This is a genomic window from Gaiella sp. (assembly GCF_035558935.1).
Taxonomy (GTDB): domain Bacteria; phylum Actinomycetota; class Thermoleophilia; order Gaiellales; family Gaiellaceae; genus Gaiella.
In genome coordinates this window covers 1-18,231 of sequence record NZ_DATMBZ010000059.1, presented here as the reverse complement: position 1 = coordinate 18,231, position 18,231 = coordinate 1, and the positions used below count along the sequence as shown (strand labels likewise).

16 protein-coding genes are annotated in these 18,231 nt (G+C 71.9%); 7 read left to right on the top strand and 9 right to left on the bottom strand.

Translation table 11 applies throughout. The features are described from left to right. Positions 1-94, bottom strand: a 94-nt coding sequence (locus VNM44_RS17100; RefSeq protein ID WP_349258018.1) for an ArsR family transcriptional regulator, incomplete at its 3' end; no start/stop codon positions are given. Between the two features lie 366 nt (positions 95-460). On the opposite strand from VNM44_RS17100, the gene VNM44_RS05870 reads away from it, so the two are divergent. The 3 genes from VNM44_RS05870 to VNM44_RS05860 all read left to right on the top strand — a co-directional run bounded on the left by VNM44_RS05870 (position 461) and on the right by VNM44_RS05860 (position 2,646). Further along, positions 461-757, top strand: a complete 297-nt coding sequence (locus VNM44_RS05870) for a hypothetical protein (RefSeq protein WP_325623656.1) — start codon at positions 461-463, stop codon at positions 755-757. Between the two features lie 396 nt (positions 758-1,153). Continuing rightward, a complete protein-coding gene (locus VNM44_RS05865) occupies positions 1,154-2,257 on the top strand; it encodes a phospholipase D-like domain-containing protein (protein ID WP_325623654.1) in 1,104 nt (367 codons plus the stop codon). Beyond that, positions 2,254-2,646 (top strand): DUF4234 domain-containing protein, encoded by a 393-nt coding sequence (locus VNM44_RS05860; RefSeq protein ID WP_325623652.1) that lies wholly within the window; start codon positions 2,254-2,256, stop codon positions 2,644-2,646. Before VNM44_RS05865 ends, VNM44_RS05860 begins: the two co-directional genes overlap by 4 nt. Before the next feature lie 47 nt (positions 2,647-2,693). Here VNM44_RS05860 and VNM44_RS05855 read toward each other — a convergent pair whose 3' ends face one another. Genes VNM44_RS05855 through VNM44_RS05845 form a run of 3 tightly spaced genes read right to left on the bottom strand, consistent with a single transcriptional unit; the run spans position 2,694 to position 7,167 of the window. Then, positions 2,694-3,875 (bottom strand): acyl-CoA dehydrogenase family protein, encoded by a 1,182-nt coding sequence (locus tag VNM44_RS05855; RefSeq protein ID WP_325623650.1) that lies wholly within the window; start codon positions 3,873-3,875, stop codon positions 2,694-2,696. Positions 3,876-3,894: 19 nt separating this feature from the next. Continuing rightward, a complete protein-coding gene (locus VNM44_RS05850; protein ID WP_325623648.1) occupies positions 3,895-4,161 on the bottom strand; it encodes a DUF4242 domain-containing protein in 267 nt (88 codons plus the stop codon). Between the two features lie 12 nt (positions 4,162-4,173). Further along, positions 4,174-7,167: a helix-turn-helix transcriptional regulator gene (locus VNM44_RS05845; protein ID WP_325623646.1), complete on the bottom strand. Its 2,994-nt coding sequence runs from the start codon at positions 7,165-7,167 to the stop codon at positions 4,174-4,176. A 105-nt stretch (positions 7,168-7,272) separates the two neighbouring features. Here VNM44_RS05845 and VNM44_RS05840 point away from each other — a divergent pair, with 105 nt between their 5' ends. Beyond that, positions 7,273-8,673, top strand: a complete 1,401-nt coding sequence (locus VNM44_RS05840) for an FAD-binding oxidoreductase (protein WP_325623644.1) — start codon at positions 7,273-7,275, stop codon at positions 8,671-8,673. Positions 8,674-8,718: 45 nt separating this feature from the next. Here VNM44_RS05840 and VNM44_RS05835 read toward each other — a convergent pair whose 3' ends face one another. Continuing rightward, complete coding sequence (locus tag VNM44_RS05835) at positions 8,719-9,723, bottom strand: VWA domain-containing protein (RefSeq protein ID WP_325623642.1); 1,005 nt, start codon at positions 9,721-9,723, stop codon at positions 8,719-8,721. Between the two features lie 86 nt (positions 9,724-9,809). Between VNM44_RS05835 and VNM44_RS05830 the strand changes: the two genes are divergently transcribed. Together VNM44_RS05830 and VNM44_RS05825 are read left to right on the top strand one after the other, a co-directional pair. Then, entirely contained in the window at positions 9,810-11,336 is a 1,527-nt protein-coding gene (locus VNM44_RS05830) for an amidohydrolase (RefSeq protein WP_325623640.1), read from the top strand. A 64-nt stretch (positions 11,337-11,400) separates the two neighbouring features. Beyond that, on the top strand, positions 11,401-11,766 hold the full coding sequence (locus VNM44_RS05825; RefSeq protein WP_325623638.1) for a helix-turn-helix domain-containing protein: 366 nt from the start codon (positions 11,401-11,403) through the stop codon (positions 11,764-11,766). A 45-nt stretch (positions 11,767-11,811) separates the two neighbouring features. Here the strand turns inward: VNM44_RS05825 and pepT are convergent, their stop codons facing one another. From pepT to VNM44_RS05805, 4 genes are all read right to left on the bottom strand, one after another. Continuing rightward, on the bottom strand, positions 11,812-13,110 hold the full coding sequence (gene pepT / locus VNM44_RS05820) for a peptidase T (protein ID WP_325623636.1): 1,299 nt from the start codon (positions 13,108-13,110) through the stop codon (positions 11,812-11,814). Continuing rightward, on the bottom strand, positions 13,094-14,428 hold the full coding sequence (locus VNM44_RS05815) for a M20/M25/M40 family metallo-hydrolase (RefSeq protein WP_325623634.1): 1,335 nt from the start codon (positions 14,426-14,428) through the stop codon (positions 13,094-13,096). The genes pepT and VNM44_RS05815 overlap by 17 nt, the downstream gene beginning before the upstream one ends. 222 nt (positions 14,429-14,650) lie before the next feature. Continuing rightward, complete coding sequence (locus tag VNM44_RS05810) at positions 14,651-15,673, bottom strand: sigma-70 family RNA polymerase sigma factor (RefSeq protein ID WP_414652957.1); 1,023 nt, start codon at positions 15,671-15,673, stop codon at positions 14,651-14,653. A gap of 151 nt (positions 15,674-15,824) precedes the next feature. Next, positions 15,825-16,790, bottom strand: a complete 966-nt coding sequence (locus VNM44_RS05805) for a hypothetical protein (RefSeq protein WP_325623630.1) — start codon at positions 16,788-16,790, stop codon at positions 15,825-15,827. Between the two features lie 151 nt (positions 16,791-16,941). Between VNM44_RS05805 and moeB the strand changes: the two genes are divergently transcribed. Beyond that, positions 16,942-18,120, top strand: coding sequence for a molybdopterin-synthase adenylyltransferase MoeB (gene moeB / locus VNM44_RS05800; RefSeq protein ID WP_325623628.1), 1,179 nt, complete (start codon positions 16,942-16,944; stop codon positions 18,118-18,120). Positions 18,121-18,231: the final 111 nt, after the last annotated feature.

Here is an 18,231-nt window from a genome sequence, read left to right as displayed (position 1 = left end):
GGTGCTGGGAGGTTGCCCCGGACTCGAGCCCGAGCTCGGCCTGGAGCGCGCCGACCGAGCGCTCGCCGTCGCGGAGCAGCTCGATGATCCGCACGCGGGCCGGATGTCCGAGCACGCGAAAGAGCCCTGCCTTGACCTCGTGGACGGGACGCACGCTGTGCGGCACGCGCACAGAGTACACATATCTCAATAGATCATGAGATATTGAGTCAACAACCAAGGGGTCGGTAGTTCTCCACAAGCTCCGTCGGCGAGAGCGCCGATTCGCCGCCGGGGGCGCTGCGCAGAATGAGAAGACGGCGAGGCACGGATTCGTCCGAGCCGGGCCAACGCGGTTCACGGTCGGGGCGCCGGGCGAGCTGCCTGACGACCGCGGAGGGAACGAGGACGTGAACAAGCTCGCAGCAGTGATTGCCACGGCCACCCTGGGGGCGGTGGTACGCGCCGGGTCAACCTTGCCGTGGTCGACCCGCGCACCGGGGAGGCCGTCGAACCGGTGACCGACGTCGGTGACGACTACTCGGGCAACGTGCGCGATCTCGAGGTTGCGGATGGGCGCCTGTACCTCGGCGGTCTCTTCCGCGCGGGTCGGGCATGCGCAGCGAACGAACGCTGCGGCGATCGACGTCCGAACCGCATCCACAGCCCGAGCGCGGCCTCGGCAGCGGTTCGAGGTGATGGCGGCGGCGTCGCGGATCGTCTGGTCGGTGGGGCGGGGGCCGAGGCTTTGCCCGCGGCGGTGGACTCGGAAGGCTGACGCTCCTGCGCCAGTGTCCGCCACCCGACGGTGGCCACCGCGAGGAGGAGCACGAAGATGGCGACGCCGCCGACTCGGATCTGCCGTTCGGCGCGCAACCGGGAGCGGGTCATTCGACGCCGTGCCGCGGCGAGGGGAGCCGCCTCACCATGTCGACGGGCTCCACGGGCTCAGCGTAGGAATGCGAAATGAGACGGTAATGAGAGCGGCTCAGCACGGCCCCGCCGTTTTCGCCGGCGGGCTGGAGGTCGACCCGGCGACGGGCGCCGCGGTGTCCTACGGCGTCGGTGCGGGCTCGAGGCGAGCGGGGCGTGACCGCAGCCGGGGAGCCACGGGGCAGCTCGTCTACGCTGAGCGCGCCACGAGATCCGCTCCGACCTCGTACTCAGCGCCGTCATGCCGATCGAGCTGACCACACTCACCGACGGTGGCCAGCCGGCCTCCCGCGTCGCGTCCGAGATCGCAGCGTTCCTGACGGCGGCCCGCGAGACGCTCGACCTGGCGCTGTACGACGTCCGGCTCGAGACCGAGGCGGGGGCGCTCGTACTCGCGTCGCTGCTGGCCGCGCATCAGCGCGGCGTCCACGTGAGGCTGATGTACAACGTCGACCACCCCGGCCCGATCCCGGTGCCGCCGCCGCCCGAGACCCGCCCCGAGGCGATCGAGGCGCTTCCCGTCGAGACACGCGGGATCGCAGGAATCCCCGACCTGATGCACCACAAGTTCTGCGTCCGGGACGGGACGGACGTGTGGACCGGCTCGATGAACTGGACCGAGGATTCGTGGACCCGGCAGGAGAACGTCGTCGTCCGGTTGCTCGATGCGGAGCGGCTCGCGTTCGCCTTCACGCTCGCCTTCGACGAGCTCTGGGAACGTGGTGCCGTCGAGGGCACCGGAACGGTCCAGCCGCGGCCCGTCGAGCTCGACGGCGGCATCGAAGTCCGTCCGTGGTTCACGCCGGGCTTCGGCGACGCGCTGTCGCACCGCGTGGCGAAGCACATCGGTCGCGCGAAGCGCCGCATCCGGATCGCGTCGCCGGTGCTGACCGCGGGGCCGATCCTCGGCACGCTCGTCGAGGTGGTCAACGAGCGCCGCTGTCGCGTCGTCGGCGTCGTCGACGACACCCAGGTCGACGACGTCTTCCGCCAGTGGGGCCGGAACGCGATGAGCGCGTGGAAGATCCCGCTCCTCGAGACGATCGTCGAGCGGGCGGCGTTCGCCGGCAAGCCCTCGACGCCGTGGCGCCCGGACGGCGTGCAGGACTTCATGCACGCGAAGGTGGTCGTCACCGACGACGTCGCGTTCGTCGGGTCGTTCAACTTCTCCCGCTCGGGCGAGCGGAATGCGGAGAACGTCGTCGAGATCCACGACAGCGGCGTCGCGAACGAGCTGGCCACCTACGTCGAGGCGCTGGAGGAGCGGTATCCGCGGGCGACGCCTCCGGCCGGCGACGGCGAGGGCGCAGGCATCACGAGCGAGAAGGAGAACGTGACCCCATGAGCACACAAGCTTCCACCAGCGGCCCGCTCGGGCAACCGCGCGGCATCGGCTTCGCGATCCTCCTCGCGATCGTGACCCTCGGGATCTACACCCTCTACTGGGTCTTCAAGACGCAGGACGAGGTGAAGGAGCACTCCGGCATCGGCGTCGGCGGCGTCGTCGGGCTCGTGATCTACATCGTCCTCTCGCCCGTGACCTGGTTCCTCATCCCCTCCGACGTCGGGAAGATGTTCAAGGCGGACGGACGAGAAGCTCCCTTCACCGGCTGGACCGGCCTCTGGCTCCTGCTCCCGATCGTCGGAGCCTTCGTGTGGTTCATCAAGGTGCAGGGCGCGCTCAACCGCTACTGGGAGAGCAAGGCTCAGAGGTCTGTCCCCGCAGGGAACTGACCCCCGCGAGCGTCACGGGGGACAGGCCTCTCCGGGCCAGTCCCCCGCTACGCGACGCCGGCGAGCAGGAAGGCGCGCGACTCCTTCAGCATCTCGCGGGCGATCACGAGACGCTGCACCTCCTGGGTACCCTCGTAGATCTGCGTGATCTTCGCGTCGCGCATGAACCGTTCGACGGGGTACTCCTTCACGTAGCCGTAGCCACCGAGGATCTGCACCGCCTCGGTGGCGACCTCCATCGCGACGTCGCCGCACATGAGCTTCGCCATCGCGGACGCCTTCGTCAGCTCGGCCTCCGGGACGCCGGCGTCGGCCATCTGCCCGAAGCGGTAGAGGAGACCGCGGGCCGCCTCGGTCTTCGTCTCCATGTCGGCGAGCTTTGCGGCGATCAGCTGGTGCTGCGCGATCGGCTTGCCCATCGTCTCGCGGCTGCGCGCGTACTCGAGCGCGTAGTCCGTGGCGCCCTGCGCGATACCGAGTGCCTGCGCCGCAACGCCCGGACGAGAACGGTCGAGAATCCGCATCGCAAGCTTGAAGCCCGTGCCCTCCGATCCGAGCCGGTTCGACTCGGGCACGCGGCAGCCGTCGAAGACGAGCTCCCCTGTCGTCGAGCCGGCGATGCCCATCTTCTCCTCCAGGCGCGAGACCTCGAAGCCGGGCGTGTCCGGCTCGACGAGGAAGGCGGAGATCCCCGCATGTCCCGCCTCGGGGTCGGTCTTCGCGAACACCGTGTAGAGGCCCGCGACCCCCGCGTTGGTGATGAATCGCTTCGTCCCGTCGAGCACGTACTCGCCGTCGTCGCGCCGCGCCACCGTGCGCATCGCCGCCGAGTCCGAGCCCGAGCCGGCCTCGGTGAGCGCGTACGCGCCGAGCACCTCGCCCGAGGCGAGCCGCGGCAACCACGATCCCCGCTGCTCCTCGGAGCCGCCGAGCTTGAGCCCGAGCGACCCGAGCTCCTGCACCGCGAGGATCAGCCCGCTCGTCGCGCAGACTTTCGAGACCTCCTCGATCGCGATCAGGGCGAGCAGTGTCCCGGTGCCCGTGCCGCCCGCCTCCTCGTCGAAGAAGAGCCCGAAGATGCCCTGGTCACGGAACAGCTCGACGACGTCCCACGGAAACTCGTGCGACGCGTCGATCTCCGCCGCGCGGGGCGCGATCCGCTCGCGCGCGAGCGTCCGGACGAGGTCGCGCAGCTCCCGCTGCTCGTCGGTCAGCACGTCCCAGGGCACGCGACGAAGTGTATGGCCGCTACGTGGAGCCGATGACCTCGGCGGGCACGAACTTGCTCACCTCGACGATCTCGTCGGCGGGAACGTTCGCGCGACGGGCGGCCTCCATGATCGCGTCCGGCGACGGCGCCTCGTAGAGGCAGTAGGTGCGCAGCCGGTCGGCCGAGATGAACGAGAAGAGCCAGCTGACGCCCTCGTCCGCGTTGACGTCGTCGATCCGGCGGACGACGTCCTCGGGCAGCTCCAGCCGCTCGGCGAAGGTGCGTTCGATCACGTAGAGAGGCATGACTCGATCGTACTACGACCCCTCGGCCGGGACGAGGCCCCGCCGGAGCGCGTAGGCGGCGGCCTCGGTGCGGTTCGCCGTGCGGGTCTTGCGGAGAATCGAGCGGATGTGGTTCGCGGCCGTGTGCTCGCTGATGTGGAGCACACGCCCGATCTCGCGGTTCGAGCGGCCCCGGGCGAGCTCGGCGAGGATCTGCACCTCGCGTGCGCTGAGGCCGTCCGGATGGTGCGGCGCGGGGGCGAGGTCGGCGCCGAGCTCCGTCGCGCGCATCGTGAGGGTCGGAAGCCCGATCGCATTCGCGACGCCGAGCGCGAGGCCGAGTTGCGCCTGGGCGTTCGCTCGGTCTTCTTCCGCTCCTCGCGCCAGGAGCATGCGTGCGTACTCGTAGGCGGTGTGCGCGAGCCACGTGCGCGCGCCGAGGCGCGTGTCGAATGCCAGCGCCGCCATGAAGTGGCGTTCCGCCCGCTCCCAGTCGCCGAGCTGCGCGGCCATCATCCCGAGATAGCGGTCGGCCGCCCCGTAGCAGACCACGAGGTGGCCGATCATCACGTTGCTCCCCTCGTACGGCGCGAGCTCGGCGTAGAGGGCCTCGGCCGCGGCGGCGTCACCGAGGATCGCCGCCGCGTCGGCGAGGTACACGAGCGAGGCGAGCCAGAGCGACGGGCGCAACGTCCCGAGCCCCGCGCCGAGCACCCGGCCGAGCTCTGCCGACGCCTCGTCCTTCATGCCGAGCTCGGCGAGGAGCGCGATCAGCCCGGGCCGCCAGGCGCCGTCCCGGGCGGCACCGTCGAGCAGGCGGACGAGCGGCGCGAGCTCGGCGAGCCGGCCCTGCTCGCGCCGGATCGAGAACATCTGGATCCCGAACACCCCCGCCGCGTCGCGGCCCGTCAAGAGTCGCGCCCAGTCCTGGGAGCGCGCCGCCGCCGCCTCGGCCTCGGCGAGGTCGCCGTCGCAGAGCGCCATCGCGCCCGCGTAGTGCTCGGCCACATGGGAGAGGAACGGCTGGCGCAACCGGCGGGCGACCGCGAGCAGCTGACCGAGCCACTCGCGCGCCGCGTCGTGGTCGCCGAGCACGACATACGAGGGAACGAGCCAGGAGAGCGCCTCGCCCTGGAGATCGACGTCGTCGAGCTCCTCGCCGAGCGCTCGCGCCTCGTTCAGCATCCGGTTGACGTCCTCGTTGGAGGAGCTCCCGCGCGACCAGTAGGACTGCGCGAGCGTCATCCCGAGCGTGCGCCGGTCGTCGCGACGGCGCGACATCGAGATCGACTCGTCGCGCGCCAGCGCCGCACGGCCGGAGTCGCCGCGGAGCTCGAGCGCACGTGCGAGCCCGCCGAGAACGCGCGCCCGAAGCTCCGAGTCGTCAGCCGGGAGCGCCACCGCCGCCTCCTCGAGCAGCTCCACCGCGCCGAGCTCGTGGAAGGCCGGCCGCCAGCAGGCCTCCTCGAAGCCGATTGCCGCGCGCGCGAGCAGCTCGGGGTCGCCCAGCGACCGCGCGAGCTCGGCCGTCTCGGCGAAGGCCTCGAGCGCCGCGTCGGCATGGCCGGCGAGGTGGCACGTCTGGCCGAGCCTGAGCATCACGGCCGCCCGCTCCGCCTCGTCGCGCAGCCCGAGGTCGAGCGCCGTTCGAAAACGGTCCTCGGCCTCGCCGAACGCGACCGCGCGCATGGCCGACTCGGCCGCCAGGAGGTTGTACTCGACCGCGCGCTCCACACCTCCGACGGGCGACGCCTCGGCAAAGTGGTGCGCGAGCGCCGCCAGCCGCGCCTGTCCGTCGGCCTGGCTCTCGAGCGCCTCGGCGACCCGGAGGTGGATCTCCGCCCGCCGGGGCGCGGGCAGGCGGTCGGTGACCGCACGGCGCACGAGCTCGTGCGCGAACCGATACGTCAGCAGGCGCCCGGACGCCTCGACGAGCAGGCCGCTCTTCACCGCCTCGTGGAGCGAGCCGAGCAGAACCGTCTCGGAGACGCCCGCGGCCCTCCGGACCGTCTCCAGCTCGAACTCCGCGCCCGTGATCGCTCCGAGCTCGAGGATCTCGTTGGCCCCGGGCTCGAGACGGGCGAGCCGCTGGTTGACGACCTCCCGGACAGTCGTCGGCACGCCGAGCTCCGCCGCGGGTCGGACGAGCCGGGCCGCGTGCGTCCCGATCTCGAGCGCGTCGGAATCGACGAGCTCGCGCCAGAGCTCGGTGACCAGAAACGCGTTGCCGCCCGTCAGGTCGTGGACCGCCTGGATGAGCGCCGCTACCGGCTCGACACCGGCGGCGAGCCGGACGAACTCCTGGACCTCGTCTGTCGAGAGCCCGCCGAGCCGGACCCGGACGACGCCCTCGGTGCGCGTCACGTCGACGAGCGCGTCGGCGAGCTCGGCGGGAACCTCCGCCTCGGCGTCGCGGAACGTCGCGACGAGCAGCATGCGCGCGGCCGCCCCCGAGCGGACGAGGTGACGCATCAGGAGGAGCGTCGGCGCGTCGGCCCAGTGGACGTCCTCGAGCACGAGCAGGAGAGGCGCCTCCGTGGAGATCCCGACGAGCAGGTCCGTCACCGCGGTGTGCAGCCGATGCCGCTCCGTGTCGGCATCGGACGCGGTTGGCGCGGGGAGCTCTCCGACGCGCGTCCCCAGGCCGGGCAGGAGGCGGGTCAGCTCCCCGCCACCGGGGCCGAGGTGCCGGACGAGCGTCTCGGTCTCGGTGTGCGCGACGAGGTGCTCGAGCGCGGTCTGGAAGGGCCCATAGGGCGTCCCGAAGACCGCGTCGCAGTCGCCGTAGAGGACGACGACGCCGTCGTCCGCGACCGCGCGCGCCAGCTCGCGGACGAGGCGGCTCTTGCCGGAGCCGGGATCCCCGGCGACGAGCGCCGCACGTCTGCCCTCCCCCGCGGCACGCGGCAGCAACGCGCGGAGCGTCGCGAGCTCGTGCGCCCGTCCGGCGAATGCGTACGTCGGCGGCAGCCGGAGCGGGCCGGGAAGTGGAGGGCCTCCAGCCATCGAATAGTCAGAACTGATCATGACGCACGCGCCGTCCGCCCGCGAAGTCGGTCAGCACCGGTCATGACACGGAACGACGCCGTTCCTACCCTCGAATGCGATCCACCGTCGATCGAGGAGGAACGGATGAGCACGACCGTGTCTGCAGTAGAGAGCGCGCGCGACGAGCTGGCGTCGTTCGGCGACCGCCTGATCGGGCCGAGCGACCCGACGTACGACGACGCCCGCGCGCTCTTCAACGCGATGATCGACCGGCGGCCGGCGCTGATCGCCCGTTGTGCGAGCGCCGAGGACGTCGCGGCCGCGATCCGGTTCGCACGGGAACACGACCTGCGGCTCGCAGTGCGGGGCGGTGGGCACAACGGCGGCGGCCTCGGCAGCGTCGAGGACGGCGTCGTGATCGACCTCTCGCCGCTCAAGGCGGTGTCGGTCGACCCCAAGACGCGCACGGTGCGCGTCGGAGGCGGCGCCGTGTGGGGCGAGGTCGACGCCGCAACCGGCCCGCACAACCTCGCCGTGCCGACGGGGATCATCTCCTCGACCGGCGTCGGCGGCCTGACGCTCGGAGGCGGCCACGGCTACCTCGCGCGGAAGCACGGCCTCACCGTCGACAACCTGGTCTCCGCCCGGATGGTGCTCGCGGACGGCTCGCAGGTGACCGCGAGCGCGGACGAGAACCCGGATCTCTTCTGGGCGATCCGCGGCGGCGGCGGCAACTTCGGCGTCGTCACGGAGTTCACGTTCCGTGCCCACCCGCTCGAGACGGTGGTCGGGGGGCCGACCTTCTGGGCGATCGACGATGCCGACGAGCTTCTGCGGATCTACCGCGAATGGCTCCCCTCGGCCCCGCGCAACGTGATGGGGTTCTTCAACTTCCACACGATCCCGCCCGTCAAGGAGGCGTTCCCGGAGGAGCTCCACCTGCGCAAGGTGTGCGGCGTCGTGTGGGCGATCGACGCCTCCGACGAGGATGCGGAGAAGGCGATGGCGCCCATGGTCTCCGCCGTCGAGCCGCTCTTGCACGGCGTCGGCCGGACGCCGATCGCGGCGCTCAACAGCGCGTTCGACGGGCTCTACGGCCCCGGCGACCAGTGGTACTGGCGGGGAGCCTTCCTCCGGGAGATTCCCGACGAGGCGATCGCGATCAACCGCGACTGGAACGAGCGCATGCCCGGCTTCAAGGCCGGAACCCACTTCTATCCCGTCGACGGAGCGGTCAACGACGTCGCGGTCGAGGACACGGCGTTCGGCTACCGCGACGCGACGTGGTCGCAGGTCTTCATCGGCTGCGATCCCAACCCGGCGTCGGCCTCCGCGGTGCGCGACTGGACGGTCGGCTACCACGAGGCGATCGTCCCGTTCACGGCGGGCGCGTCGTACGTCAACTTCATGATGGACGACGAGGGTCAGGGCCGGGTGAAGGCGACCTACGGCCCGAACTACCCGAGGCTCGCGCAGATCAAGGCGATGTACGACCCGGACAACGTGTTCCGGGTCAACCAGAACATCCTGCCGTCGGGGGCGTGAGGCGTACGCGGGAGGGCCGGCGCGCGGCCGGTCCTCCCGCCCGTCTCACGGGAGGCCGGCGGGGCGGACGAGCGACAGCCCCGCCGCTCCCGCCAGCGCGACAGCCGCGGCAGCGACGAAGACGGACGTCACCTCGGTGGGCCGCTTCGCGCGGCCGAGGCGGGAGCCGAGGTCTGCGTAGGCGGACTCGAGCGCACGTGCGGAGCGCGCCGCAAAGTACTCGCCCCCCGTTCGGTCGGAGATGGCCTTCAGCGTCTCGCGGTCGGGGACGCGGTTGAAGCCGCCAAAGCCGCCGAACCTGCTGCCGACGGCGCCGTCGGGACGGTCGGTGCCGAGCGCCACCGTGAAGACGGGGATCGCGGCGTCGGCCGCGATCGAGGCCCCCTCCTCCGCCGGGATCAGCCCGCGGTTCTGGCGACCGTCCGAGAGGAAGAGGATTGTCACCGCGCCGCGCGCCGGGATCGGCCCCGTCGTAGGGGCAGCCGTCCCGGGCTCCGAGAAGGTGTCGCGCGCGAGCTCGACCGAGCGGGCGAGCGCGTCGCCGATCGCGGTCCCACCGCCGGACGAGAACTGGTCGATCGCGGCGACCGAGCGCCGCACCCGCTGACGGTCGTGGGTCGGGATCGCGGCGACACTCACGTCCCCCGCGAACGTCACGAGCCCGACCCGGAGCCTCGCGGGTGCGCGCTCGAGGAACCTCTGCGCGGCCGCCTTCGCCGCATCGAGCCGCGTCGGGGCGACGTCGGTCGAGAGCATCGACCGCGACGTGTCGAGCACGAGGACGACGGTCGCGTTCTCGACCGGAGCCGACCGGTTGACGTGCGGCCCGGCGACTGCGACGCACAGGGGCACGAGCGCGACCGTGAGGAGCGCCGCCCCGGCGTGCCGCCGGAGCCGCGAGGGACCGGTCGGCGCCACGCTGCGGAGCACGTCGACGTTCGAATAGCGGACGACATAGCGGGGCCGGCGGCGCGACAGGCGGACGTACGCGCCGACGAGAGCGGCGAGCACCGCGAGCGAGAGGAGCGCCAGCGGACGGTCGAAGGTCATCGATCCTCCGGTCGGGCCTCGATCGTATCGTTCGTCACCCGTTGCGAGGCTGCGGCGGCCCTGCGGGGACGTCTACGCTGCCGCCCGTGATCCTCTCGAACGGCGTCATCCGGACGATGGACGCGTCGCTCCCGACGGCTGCCGCGCTCGCGATCGCGGGCGAGCGGATCGTCGGCGGCGTCGGGACGCACGAGCATGCGCTGCCGACGCCGGAGCGCGTCGACCTCGGCGGCCGCTGCGTCCTCCCCGCCTTCACCGACGCGCACGTCCACTTCCCGACCTGGTCGCTCGCGCGCAGCGACGTCCAACTCGAAGGCGTCGCGTCGCTCGACGAGGCGCTCGTCCGCGTCGGATCGCACCGCCCCCGTGGAGAGTGGATCCGCGGCCACGGCTGGCGCGACGCCGGGTGGGCGGAGCACCCTTCGCGCGAGGCGCTCGACGCCGTCACCGGCGACGCCCCCGCCGCGCTCTGGTCGAAGGACTACCACTCGCTCTGGGTCAACAGCGCGGGGCTCGCCCGGGCGAACGGCGACCTCCAGGTTCCCGGCGGCGTCGTCGAGCGTGACGCCGCGGGCGAGCCGACCGGCGTGCTCCGCGAGGAGTCGGCGTGGCGCTTCCGCGACCTGCACGTCGAGGTGACCGAGGAGGAGTGGGTCGCCGCGACCCGTGACGGCCTGCGCGTTGCGGCCGAGCGCGGCGTCGGCGCAATCCACGACAAGGACGGCTGGCTCGGCGCCCACGCCATCTTCGGCCGCATCCACGAGGGCGGCGGCCTGACGCTCCGCGTCTGGCAGTCGCTGCCGCTCGACCACGTCCACCTGCTCGCCGAGCTCGGCCTCCGCGCGCGGCTCGGCGACGACTACCTCCGGCTCGGCTACCTGAAGGCGTTCATGGACGGGACGCTCGGCTCGCAGACCGCGTGGCTCCTCGACGGGAGCGGCGTCTGCATCACGAGCGGCGAACAGCTCGCGGAGGGCATCCGCGCCGCGGCCGCGGCCGGCTGGCCGGTCGCCGTCCACGCGATCGGAGACCGCGCGAACCGCGAGGCACTCGACGCGTTCGAGGCGACCGCCGACGCGTGGCAGCCCCTCGGCCTCCGCCAGCGGATCGAGCACGCGCAGTGCCTCGATCCGGCCGACCTGCCGCGGTTCGCCGAGCTCGGAGTCGCTTGCTCGGTCCAGTTCAGCCATGCGCCGTCCGACCGCGACCTCGCCGAGCGGTTCTGGCCGGAACGGCTCGACGGCGCGTACGCGTTCCGGACTCTGCTCGAGAGCGGCGCCGTCGTCGCGAACGGCTCGGACGCCCCGGTGGAGGAGCTCGACCCGCTCGCCGGGATCGCGGCGGGCGTGTTGCGAACGATCGACGGACGCCCGGCGTGGCGAGCGGAGGAGTGCTTGACGGTCGAGCAGGCGCTCCACGCGGCGACCGTCGCGCCGGCCTGGCTGACAGGCGACGAGCGGCGCCGCGGGAAGCTGCTACCGGGATTCCTCGCCGACCTCGTCGTGGTCGACCGCGACGTCGTCGCGATCCCCGCGGACGAGCTTCCCGAGACGCAGGTCGTCGCGACGATGGTCGGCGGCCGCTGGGTGCACAATCCGCCCCCCTGGGACTGATCCAGGCGCGAGATCTACGGGAAACCCCCTCGGCACCGGCGGAATCTGTCCCTACACTTGGGACATGGCCACACGAGCCGAGACGTCTCGGACGATGCTCCCCGTCCACCAGGCGGGGCAGTGCTCGGTCGCGGCGACGGGCGAGATCGTCGGGTCGAAGTGGACGGTTCTTCTCGTCCACGATCTCTCCGAGGGACCGCGCCGGTTCACCGAGCTCGAGCACGCGTGTGCGGGGATCAGCCCGCGGACGCTGGCGGAGCGGCTGCGCTGGCTCGAGGCGGAAGGAATCGTCGTCCGCCGCAGCTACGCCGAGTCGCCGCCGCGCGTCGAGTACGAGCTGACAGAGAAGGGCGACGCGCTCAAGCCGATCATCGACGAGATGCGCCGCTTCGGGCACGACTGGCTCGGCTGCGAGGTGCACTCGGCCTAGGGGACCGGCACCGCAGGTGCCAGTTCCCCGCGAGCGTCGCGGGGGTCAGTCCCCTCCGGGGACAGACCCCGGGAACCGCTCGCCCCATACCCGTACGAGCTCCACACACGTCGCCGCCGCGGCGGCCATGTCCTGGACGGAGGCCCACTCGCGCACCGAGTGGTAGTGCTGCCCGCCGGTGAAGAGGTTCGGCGTGGGCAGCCCCTTCTCTGTCAGGCGGGCGCCGTCGGTACCGCCGCGGATGATGCTGTGCACCGGCTCGACGCCGGCGCGGCGGATCGCCTCCTCCGCGGCCTCGATGACCTCGGGGTGCCGGTCGAGCTCGGGCCGCATGTTCCGGTACTGCTCCTTGACCTCGAGCGTGAACGACGCGCGCGGCTCCCTGCCGACGACGTCCATTGCGATCCGACGGACGAGCTCCACATGCTGCTCCAGCTTCTCGTCGTCGTGGTCGCGGGCGATCATCCACAGGCTCACCTGCGATGCGGAGCCCGCGACGCGCTCGGGATGGACGAAGCCCTCCCGGTCCTGGGTGGTCTCGGGCGAGAGCTGGTCGCGCGGGAGCGCCGCGACGACGTCCGACAGCAACTTGAGCGCGTTCACGAGCCGTCCCTTGGCCGAGCCGGGATGGACGCCGACGCCGTGGATCGTGAGGACGAGCTGGTGTGCGGAGAAAGTCTCGGTCTCGACCTCGCCCAGCCCCGAGCCGTCGAACGTGTACGCGAGGTCGGCGCCGAAGCCTTCGAGGTCGAAGTGATCGGTACCGCGGCCGACCTCCTCGTCGACCGTGAACGCGATGCGCGCGGTCGCACGCGCCGCGTCGTCGGCGAGCAGCCGGCGGGCGGCGGTGACGATGATCGCGACCCCGGCCTTGTCGTCGGCGCCGAGCAGCGTCGTGCCGTCGCTCGTGACGAGGTCGTGGCCGACCTTCTCGGCGAGGCCGGGCATGTCGTCCGGGTCGAGCACCTGCGTGGGATCGCCCTCGAGCCGGATCGGCTCACCTGCCCACCCGCGGTGCACGATCGGCGTCACACCCGCTCCCGGCGTGGACGGAGCCGTGTCGACGTGGGCGATCAGCCCCACCACCGGCGCTTCCGCGGTACCCGGCACGGTCGCGAACACGTAGCCGTGCTCCGTCAGCTCGACGTCGCCGAGCCCGATCTCACGGAGCTCGTCGACGAGGAGCCGCGAGAGATCGAGCTGCTTGGCGGTGGACGGATAGGTCGTCGACGACGGGTCGGACTGCGTGTCGATCCTGACGTAGCGGAGGAACCGCTCGAGCACCTCTTCGCCGAGCTCCTCCGCGAGGGGGCCGGCGTAGCGGGCGTCAGCCGAGGGTGGCAAACCGCCTCAGAACCTCGATCGTCGTCTCGAGCCCCTCTCGCAGTGCGCTCGCCGGGATGTTCTCGTTGGGCGAGTGGAGCTGCGCCGTCGGGCGCATGAACCCCGTCACGATCGTGGGCACCCCCCGCGCGGAGAGCGCGGCCACCACCGGGATCGAGCCTCCCGTGCGGACGACGAGCGGCCGCGTTCCGAGGGTGCGCTCGAAGGCGTCGAGCGCGGTCACGACGGCCGGGCTCTCGGGGTCGACGTAGCCGGGCTCACCCGTCGACCAGAGCTCGATCTCGACGTCCGCGCCGTCCGGCGCCGCCTCGCGGAGGAGCCGCTCGAACACGGGGCCGATCGCCGCAGTCGTCTGCCCCGGTGCGAGCCGGATCGAGACGTTCGCGATCGCCTCGACGGGCAGCACCGTCTTCTGCAGCCGCGGCGACCCGCTCTCGAAGCCGTTCACCGTGACGGCCGGCTCGGCGGTCGTCCGCAGGTAGAAGTCGTCGGTCGCCTGCGGATCCACGGGACGGGCGCCGTGCGAGGAGAGCTCGTCGGCACCGCCGGGCAGCGCGGCCCACCCTGCAATCTCGGCCTCGGTCGCCGGCACGATCCCCTCGCGCAGGGGCTCGGGCAGAAGTCCGTTCGGGCCGGGCATCACGGCGGCGAGCATCTGCATCAGCGCGTGCGGCGCTGTCAGCGCCGCCCCGCCGTACAAGCCCGAGTGCAGGTCGCGCTCGCCGGTCCGGACGGTGACGTGGAAGTAGCAGAGGCCACGGAGTGCCGTGCAAAAGCTCGGGAGCGTCTCCGTTGCGTACCCACCGTCGAGGATCAGAGCGACGTCGACAGGACCGGTGTCCTCCTGCACCCAGTCGACGACCGACGTCCCCCCGATCTCCTCCTCGGCGTCGATCGCGAAGCGCACGTCCACCGGCAGCTCGCCGGCGGCGGCGAGCAGCCGCGTCGCCTCGAGAAGCATGAAGAGGTGCCCCTTGTCGTCGGCGATGCCGCGGGCGACGAGCGAGCCGTCCTTCTCGACGAGCGTCCAGGGGTCGGACTCCCACAGCTCGAGCGGGTCGGGCGGCTGGACGTCGAGGTGCGCGTACGCGAGGACCGTCCGAGCGTCGTCGCCGGTCGAGGCCCTCACCTCGCCGATCACGAGCGGGCGGCCGCCGCGCTCCTGGATCTCGACCGAGCCGCCCATCGCCTCGATCCGTGCGGCGACCCACTCGGCGGCTCGACGCACGTCGTCGGCGTGCTCGGCGTCGGCGCTGACCGACGGGATCGCGATCAGCTCGGCGAGCTCGACGACCAGCGCTTCGTGGGCCGGGATCACGCGCGCGATCGTAGCGGCGCGGCCGGGTCGGACCTCAGTCCAACTCGCGGGGCGGGTCGACGGCCGCCGCACCGGAGAGGGAGGGCGTCCTCGGGCGGCGCGGCTCGCGGACTCCCGCACCTCCGACGTCGTCTTCCGGCCCGGCGAGCAGGTCGAGGATGCGGCTTCGCCTGCCCCGGCGCCGTTGCCACCAGTCGCGGAGTCGCCGAACCGGAGCGCGCGTCACGCGACGTCGCGCACGGCGGCGGCATCCGCGAGGGCACGGAGCTTCTTCAGACTCTGGTGCTCGATCTGCCGGATCCGCTCGCGCGTCACGTTGAACGCGCGCCCGACCTCGTCGAGCGTCCGCGGCTGCTGCCCGTCGAGCCCGTAGCGGAGCTCGAGCACCTGGCGCTCCCGCGGAGAGAGCGCACCGAGGATCGAGCGCAGGGCCTCGCGGCGCATCGCGACCTCGGCCGCCTCGTCGGGGAGCGGCTCCGACTCGTCGGTGAGGAAGTGCCCGAACTCCGACTCCTCCTCGTCGCCGACGGGCTTCTCGAGCGAGACGGGCGTCTGCGCGCTCCGCTTGATCTGCTCGACCTCGTCGAGCGTGAGGTCGAGGTCGAGCGCGATCTCCGCGGAGGTCGGCTCACGCCCGAGCTCGCCGCGCAGCTTCCGCTCGGAGCGGCTGATCTTGTTGAGCTTCTCGACGACGTGGACCGGCATCCGGATCGTGCGGCCCTTGTCGGCGATCGCGCGCGCCACGGCCTGGCGGATCCACCAGGTCGCGTACGTCGAGAACTTGAATCCCTTGCGCCAGTCGAACTTCTCGGCCGCGCGGACGAGTCCGATCGTCCCCTCCTGGATCAGGTCGAGGAAGGGCAGCCCCTGGTTCCGGTAGCGCTTCGCGATCGAGACGACGAGGCGCAGGTTCGCCTCGACCATCGCCTGCTTCGCGGAATGGTCGCCGCGCTCGATCCGCTTCGCGAGCTCGACCTCCTGCGCGGCGGTCAGGAGCGGCACTTTCCCGATGTCCTTGAGGAAGAGCTGGAGCGTGTCCGTCGAGATCTCGGGCTCGGCGGTCTCCCAGACGCGCTCGTTCTCGGCCTCCGCCGCGTCCTCCTCGGGAACGACGACCTCGATCTGCTCCTCGTCGAGGGCGTCGTAGAAGGCGTCGATCTGCGCGGGATCGAGGTCCAGCTCGTCGAGCGCCAGCGCGACCTCGTCCGCGTCGAGGCGTCCCTGAACCCGCCCGTTCTCGAGCAGGGCACGTGCCTCGTCGGTCGCGAGAACGACCTCCGGTGCCGTCGCCGTCCGTTCCGGATCACTCGCTGCTGCGCTCAGGACCGCCCCTTCCGTCGCGTCGCTCGACACGGTAGCCACAAAGTCGGCGATCCGTCAAAAATCCGCGCCGGCATCAGACTCCGGCCTTGTCCAGCTCGTCGAGGTACTTTCGCGCCTCGCGGGCGAGCGGCGAGCCCGGCTCGACCGTCGTCGCGCGGACGAGCTGCGTTCGCGCCTCCTTCACCTCGCCCGACCAGAGCAGCAGCAGGCCGAGGTGGAAGCGCACGGTCGCCTTGTCGGGAAAGCGCCGGGTGAGGGGGCCGAGCCGCGAGAAGGCGTCCGCCGGACGCGCCTTGTCGAAGCGGCCGACGGCGGCGGCGACCTGAGCCTCCGCGTCGTCCGGCGCCTCCCGCGCCGCCTCGGAGAAGATCCGCTCGGCCGAGCGCTGCATGCCGAGCCGCTGGAGCGCGACGCCGTAGAGGAGCTTGCCGTCGACGTCCTTCGCGGCGTTGCGCCGCAAGAGGTCGAGCTGCGCCGGAGGCGAGAGGCCCTCGAGCCCTGCCGGCAGCGCCGCTCTCGCGACGAACACCGGCACCCCGCGCGCGTACTCCGGGTGGAGCAGGTTGCCCGCGGCGACGGCGTACGGCGAATCGGGCTCCGAGGCGGCGGCCGCGCGCCACGCGTCCTCCGACCCGGGTAGGCCGGCCCAGAAGAGCGCCACGCCGAGGTTGAGCTGCACCACCGCGTCCTGCGCGTGCAGGCCCGCAAGGCGGTTCATTCGATCGACCGTGCCGTCGGGCCAGGCCGCGAACGCCTGGCCGACGCGCGCCTCGACCGAGTCGAGCCGGGCGAACGAGCGTCCCGCCGCGGCCCGCTTGCCCGACGCGTAGAGCCGGGCGGCCTGCCGGAGGGCGACCGCTTCGCGATCGGTGCGTACACCGAGCTCGAGGGTCAAGGGCGGCGCTCCCTTCCGAGCCTTGGGCGCCGGTGCAGCGCCGCCCGACGGCTCCGTCTGCAGCGCGACGACGCCGACGACGAGCACGACGGCCGCCGCGGCCGCTGCGATCGTGAACGCGACGACGCGGGCGAACGGCGACACGGCGCCACGGTAGCCGCGGATCGGGCCACCCGCGACATCTCTGCAGCAGATCTCGTGTCCCCCCTCATATGATCACGACGGAGGCCGACCCGGTGATCTTCCTCCTCGGGTCTGCGCGGGCCGCCACACACTCGCTATATTCGGGAAAGTAATGGCGAGCTACAGAGAGCTCCTGGCGGCTGCGCGCGCCGAGATCGACGAGATCTCGACGCCGCAGGCCAATGCCCTGCTCGAGCAGGGCGAGCGCCCGCTGTTCGTCGACGTGCGCCTCCGCGAGGAGTGGGACGAGGGCCACCTCCCCGGCGCGATCCACGTTCCGCGCAACAACCTCGAGTCGCGCGTCGAGACCCTCATCCCGGACAAGACCCGCCCGCTCGTCGTCTACTGCGAGAGCGGCTCCCGCTCGGCGTTCGCCACGCGCGACCTGCACGAGCTCGGCTACGAGAACGCCGTCAACCTCTCGGACGGCTTTGCCGGCTGGAAGCGGAACGGCTACGAGGTCGTCATCCCTGCGGCGCTGACGCCTGCGCAGCGGGCCCGCTACGGGCGCCACCTGCTGATCCCGGAAGTCGGCGAGGAGGGACAACAGCGCCTGCTCGACTCGCGCGTGCTGCTCATCGGCGCCGGCGGCCTCGGCTCCCCGGCCTCGCTCTACCTCGCAGCTGCGGGCGTCGGGACGATCGGGATCATCGACCCGGACGTCGTCGACGACTCGAACCTCCAGCGCCAGATCGTCCATTCCACGGACCGGCTCGGCGAGCCGAAGGTCGACTCGGCGAAGCGCACGATCGAGGCGCTCAACCCCGACGTCGAGGTCGTCACCTTCCAGGAGCGGCTCGACTCCGAGAACATCGAGCGTGTCCTCGCGCACGGGTGGGACGTGATTCTCGACGGGACCGACAACTTCCCGACCCGCTACCTCGTGAACGACGCTTCCGTGTGGCACCGGATCCCCGTCGTCCACGGCTCGATCTATCGCTTCGAGGGCCAGGTCACGGTCTTCGACCCAGAGAACGGGCCCTGCTACCGCTGCCTCTACCCGGCGCCGCCGCCGCCGGAGCTCGCGCCGAGCTGCGCCGAGGGAGGCGTCCTCGGCGTCCTCCCCGGGATCGTCGGCTCGTTGCAGGCGAGCGAAGTGCTGAAGCTGGCGCTCGGCGTCGGCGAGTCGCTCGCCGGGCGGCTGCTCCTCTTCGACGCGCTCCACACGACCTTCGACGAGGTCGCGATCCGCCGCAACCCAGAGTGCCCGGTGTGCGGCGACCACCCGACGATCACCGAGTACATCGACTACGTCGAGTTCTGTCAGGGAGCGGCGGTGCACGCGTCGTGACCGTCGTCCGGATCCCCCCCACGCTTCGCAACGAGGTCGGCGGCGCACGCCAGGTCGAGGCCGACGGCACCACGGTGCGCGAGGTGCTCGACGACCTCGTCGAGCGTCATC